The following is a 5030-nucleotide window of genomic DNA, read 5'->3' as shown; positions in this document are numbered from 1 at the left end:
CAGCCCTTCTGTACACAATAAGCATTTCCATCAAAGTGGTCGCTCCAGAACCGTTTATTACAACCATTAACTTTTCTCCCGATTTTATTTTCAAATCATCCAACACTTTTTCCATGAGAATATCAGTAGTCACATCTGCTGTTTCCATAGGAATTTTTTCTCCTCCCCCTTCTCCGTGCTGTCCCATTCCGACACCCATTTCATCCTCATCTAATTCTGCCAGAGGTCCGCCTGTTGCCGGATGGGTAGCTCCACGAAGTGATACGGATATAGCTGCCATATTATCTGCATAAAACTGAGATATTTTTGCTACTTCTTCCAGAGATTTACCTTGTAGAGCTGCTCCTCCTGCTATTTTATACAAAGGAACACATCCTACAAAACCTCTTCTGTTGTTTCCATCTTCTCTTGGAGCCGAAGAAATGTCCTCCTGAGTTACTATCTTAGCCACATTAATTCCTAATTTTTTTATTTTTTTCATAGTAAGGTTGGCTGTCAGCATATCCCCTGAATGGTTTAATACTACAAATAAAACTCCGTGACCTTTATCTGCCATCTGGATCGCTTTTACACAGCTGTCTGGACCAGGGGCAGCAAATATATCTCCACAGACGGCGATGTCAACCATACCTTTTCCTACAAACCCTTGCAATGCTGGTTCATGACCTGTACCGCCTAATGTTACTATGGTTACACGGTCTGCTGTTTCCAAATCCTTACTTACAACTAAATGCCCGTCTACCAAAGTAAGTATATCTTTGTTGGCCAGTGCCAGTCCCTCCAATAATTCCTGTGTTAAATTTTCTGGATTGTTGATAAATTTTTTCATTTTCATTTTTGAATCCCCCCTGCTATTTTTTTATTCCCTCACTAAAGCCTTTGAAAATTAAACTTAGAGACATAGCTCCTGCATCCATATAACCTATCGTTTCATCTTTAAAAAATCTTGCCCTCCCAAATTTAGAAGGATAATTCTTAGAATTTTCTGCTCCCTGACAAGCTGCATTTACTATTTCTTTTATACAATCTGGTAGTTCTGAGCAGGATTCTTTTGCACACTCTGCTGCAGGTATCAGGGTATCCATCATTGTTTTGTCTCCTACCTTTGCTTTTGTGATCATCTGCATATTTTCCAAAGAACTTAAAATCATTTTTTTAAACACTTTATTATCTATCTCTTCTGCATCTTCTGCTCCTTCTCCCAGTCCTTGGAAAAATGTTCCGTACAAAGGTCCTGCAGATCCTCCGTTGACATCCATTATTTCTTCTCCCATATTATCAAAGAACTGATATACCGATTCATTTTTCCAGTTATTTATACATTTTTTTATAATTCCGCTTATTTTTGACATGGTTACCCCGTGATCTCCGTCACCAAATTTTGCATCTATTTTTCCAAGCTCATCTATATTTTCATCTAACAAATGGCAACTGGAACTAAGCATATTAACGAAATTTTCTTTATTCAAAATCATATTTTCCCCCTCCTGAAAACATATTTATTTAGTCCTCTCACTAAGTTATACATTTGTATTTTACAAATGTCAAGAATCAAAAACAACTTTTTTACAAATGTTCCAGACATATGTTCGTGGAAGGCAGTTAAATCTAGTTTCCGGAATTTTATAAAACAGATAATATTATTTTGAAATTTTCCAATCAAAAAAAAGAGCAGATTTTCATCTGCTCTCTAGCTATAACTCTTTTACTCTACGGCTCCGCTTGTTTTCAGTAAAACCGTCATTTTTGCATCTTTATTTTCTTTTGCAAGGGAAAGAGCGCTGTCACCGTAAGATGTATAATTTATATCTACACCCATTTTCAACAGTTTTTCCACCTCTTCATAGTATCCGTTAGACACACATTTGAGGTAAACTTCTCCCATGATTGTTTCTCCATCTTTGTTTTTGACATTCATTCTATATCCATCTTCCAAAAGGAGGGAAATAATATTTTTATCAAAAGCATAATAGATGGCATAATTACCCTGGTAATCCCTGAAAAAAACATCTGCACCCTCTATAAGAAGTTCCTTTACGATCTCTTCCTGGTCATTTACAACAGCCCATATCAGAGGAGTCCACATGTTTTCATCCACAGAGTTGACTTTAGCTCTGTTTTTTATGATGAGTTTTGTATATTCAGTAGGTTTGTGCTTTATAAAGTAAACTAAAAGCGGCTCACCCTCACTGTTAACAAAATTAACATTTGCACCTTTATCCACAAGAATATTCAAAATATCAAAATTTTCTGCGAAATAAATAGCTGTTTTTCCTGGGACTGTTATATTGGTATTTTTTCTTACCTTGGGAAGTGTTCTTTCTTCAAGAAGTACACCTCTTGAAGAAAGAAGTTCTATTACATTTTTGGAGTTTCCCTTTACTGCTTTTATTAAAAGAGTCTCCCCTGATTCATCTTTATAATTTATTGGAAATCCATTATCTAAAAAAAGTTTTACACTATCCGAGTCATCTAAAAAGATCGATGTGTAAACATCTTCAGGAGTTACTTTGACATTATCTATGTCTATCTCTCCATTAGTCTGCCTATTACTACAACCAATTAATACTAAAAATGTCAAAAGTATAAAGACTATTTTCTTCATATGATTATCCCTTTCTTTGAGATCTTTTTCTTGCACCTTCGTCTAATATCTTCTTTCTCATTCTTACACTTTTCGGAGTTATCTCTACTAGTTCATCGTCAGCTATATATTCTAAAGCCTGCTCAAGAGTAAACTCTCTTGGAGGAGCTAATCTAACTACTGCATCTGTTCCTGACGCTCTCATGTTAGTCAGCTGCTTTCCTCTTGTTACATTTACCGTAAGATCATTCTCTCTTGAATGTTCTCCGATTATCATTCCTGCATATACTTCTAATCCTGGAGGTGCAAACAACACTCCTCTGTCCTGGATATTTCCAAGAGAGTATGCTGTAGTTGTACCGGCCTCTATAGATATCAGTACTCCTCTCATTCTAGTAGGTACTTCACCTCTATGCGGCTCATAATCGAAGAATGAATGATTTAGTATTCCCGTTCCTCTTGTTTCAGTCATAAATTCATTTCTGAATCCGATCAGACCTCTTGCAGGTACTTTAAACTCGATTCTTGTATATCCGTCTGATCCCTGGATCATATTGATCATTTCACCTTTTCTTATTCCTAGCTTTTCTATAACTACTCCCACAAACTCATCTGCAACGTCAATTATTGCAAGTTCGATAGGTTCGCACTTTACTCCGTCTATATCTTTGAAGATTACCTGAGGTTTTGCAACCTGAAGTTCAAATCCTTCTCTTCTCATGTTTTCTATAAGGATCGAAAGTTGAAGTTCTCCTCTTCCTTTTACAACAAAGGCCTCAGCAGAACCTGTTTCTTCTACTTTCATACTTACGTTGTGCTCTAATTCTTTTTGAAGTCTGTCCCATATATTTCTAGAAGTTACAAATTTACCTTCTCTACCTACGAATGGAGAGTCACTTACCATAAAAGTCATAGCAAGAGTTGGTTCATCTATGTCTATAAGAGGAAGAGCCATAGGATTTAATCTGTCTGCTACAGTTTCCCCTATATCTATCTTCTCAAGTCCGGCTATTGTAACTACATCTCCACAAATAGCTTCTTCCATTTCCACTCTTTTAAGACCTTCATATCCGAATAATCTTGAAATTTTATAATTTACAAGTTCTCCGTCTCTTTTAATAAGTGTTACTTCCTGGTTTTTCTTTAAAATTCCGTTATGAATTTTTCCGGTACCCAGTTTCCCAAGATAGTTATCCGGAGCAATATTTGTAACAAGCATTTGAACCGGAGCTGTAGGGTCTCCTTCTGGATCGTCTACATGATCTAGGATAGTTTCAAATAAAGGCTGCATGTTTTCATCTGGATCGCTTAGGTTTATTTTTGCAAAACCATTTTTTGCAGAAGCATACACAACTGGGAACTCAAGCTGCATATCATTTGCACCTAATTCAACAAAAAGATCAAATACAGAATCTACAACCTCTTCAGGTGTAGAGTTCGGTCTGTCAATTTTATTTACTACTACGATAGGTCTCAGTCCGTGCTCAAGAGCCTGCTTTAGTACGTATTTTGTCTGAGGCATTACCCCTTCAAATGCATCTACAAGAAGAAGAACCGAGTCAACCATTTTAAGTATTCTCTGTACCTCTCCACCAAAATCAGCATGGCCCGGAGTATCTACAATATTTATTTTGTAATCTTTAAATCTAAGTGAAGCATTTTTTGAAAATATTGTGATTCCTCTCTCTTTTTCAAGATCGTTACTGTCCATTACTCTCTCACTTAAAGCTTCGTGAGATCCGAATACTCCTGATTGTCTTAACATTCCGTCTACAAGAGTTGTTTTCCCATGGTCAACATGGGCAATAATAGCTATATTTTTTACCTTCATACTACTCCCTTTCTACACATTATAATATTTATAACCCTTGAGGCGACATCTCTTTACTTCTGCCAAACCAAGGAATTTTTTATCACTATACACCCTGTATCTTCCGTCTTCTTTTTCATAAACCAGGGTATTTCCGTTATTAAACAACTTTATATCTTTTTCTCCTGAAATCTCTGCCTCAGGATACGGGAAACTTTCCTCTATACTCTTTGAAAAACTATAGTCGCCTTTTTCCACCATGGCTTCTATCTCTTCCAGAGTGTATGCGATATCTAAAGTGTAATCCCCTACCTGTGTCCTTCTGAGAGAAGTCATCACTCCATAGGTTCCTAACACTTCCCCTATGTCATAAATGAGAGACCTTATATAAGTCCCCTTAGATACCGTACACGTAAATGTACCTCTCTTCCCGTCAAAATCCAGGATTTCCAGATTTTCCACGGTGACTCTCCTTGACTTTCTTTCTATCTCTTTTCCTTCCCTTGCGAGCTCATAGAGCCTCTTCCCGTCCACTTTAAGGGCCGAGTACATGGGAGGAACCTGATCTATTTCACCTCTGAAATTCTCCAGAGCTTTTTCCAGATTTTCTATGTCTGTACCTCTGTCTGTCCTGTG

5 protein-coding genes are annotated in these 5030 nt (G+C 37.1%); all 5 read right to left on the bottom strand.

Going from position 1 to position 5030, the window contains the following annotated elements; genetic code table 11:
* Positions 1-835 (bottom strand): dihydroxyacetone kinase subunit DhaK (locus ABZA26_RS07335; protein WP_372713869.1); only part of this gene is annotated, 835 nt, incomplete at its 3' end.
* 16 nt (positions 836-851) lie between these two features.
* Complete coding sequence (gene dhaL / locus ABZA26_RS07330; RefSeq protein ID WP_372713868.1) at positions 852-1475, bottom strand: dihydroxyacetone kinase subunit DhaL; 624 nt, start codon at positions 1473-1475, stop codon at positions 852-854.
* Positions 1476-1705: 230 nt separating this feature from the next.
* A complete protein-coding gene (locus ABZA26_RS07325) occupies positions 1706-2605 on the bottom strand; it encodes an ankyrin repeat domain-containing protein (RefSeq protein ID WP_372713867.1) in 900 nt (299 codons plus the stop codon).
* Positions 2606-2609: 4 nt separating this feature from the next.
* Positions 2610-4415 carry a translational GTPase TypA gene (gene typA / locus ABZA26_RS07320; RefSeq protein ID WP_372713866.1) on the bottom strand — a complete coding sequence of 602 codons (1806 nt, stop codon included), beginning with the start codon at positions 4413-4415 and terminating at the stop codon, positions 2610-2612.
* A gap of 12 nt (positions 4416-4427) precedes the next feature.
* A partial coding sequence (locus tag ABZA26_RS07315; protein WP_372713865.1) for a tRNA pseudouridine(55) synthase occupies positions 4428-5030 on the bottom strand: 603 nt, incomplete at its 5' end.

The organism is Ilyobacter sp., assembly GCF_041583315.1.
In the GTDB taxonomy this organism is placed as follows: domain Bacteria; phylum Fusobacteriota; class Fusobacteriia; order Fusobacteriales; family Fusobacteriaceae; genus Ilyobacter.
Note: the sequence above shows the minus strand (reverse complement) of the source record. Positions and strands in the feature narration are given on the sequence as shown.

Excerpts from the sequence above, each read along its gene's own strand:
- dhaL (WP_372713868.1), bottom strand. The coding sequence starts at position 1,475 with ATGATTTTGAATAAAGAAAATTTCGTTAATATGCTTAGTTCCAGTTGC.
- ABZA26_RS07325 (WP_372713867.1), bottom strand. The coding sequence starts at position 2,605 with ATGAAGAAAATAGTCTTTATACTTTTGACATTTTTAGTATTAATTGGT.
- typA (WP_372713866.1), bottom strand. The coding sequence starts at position 4,415 with ATGAAGGTAAAAAATATAGCTATTATTGCCCATGTTGACCATGGGAAA.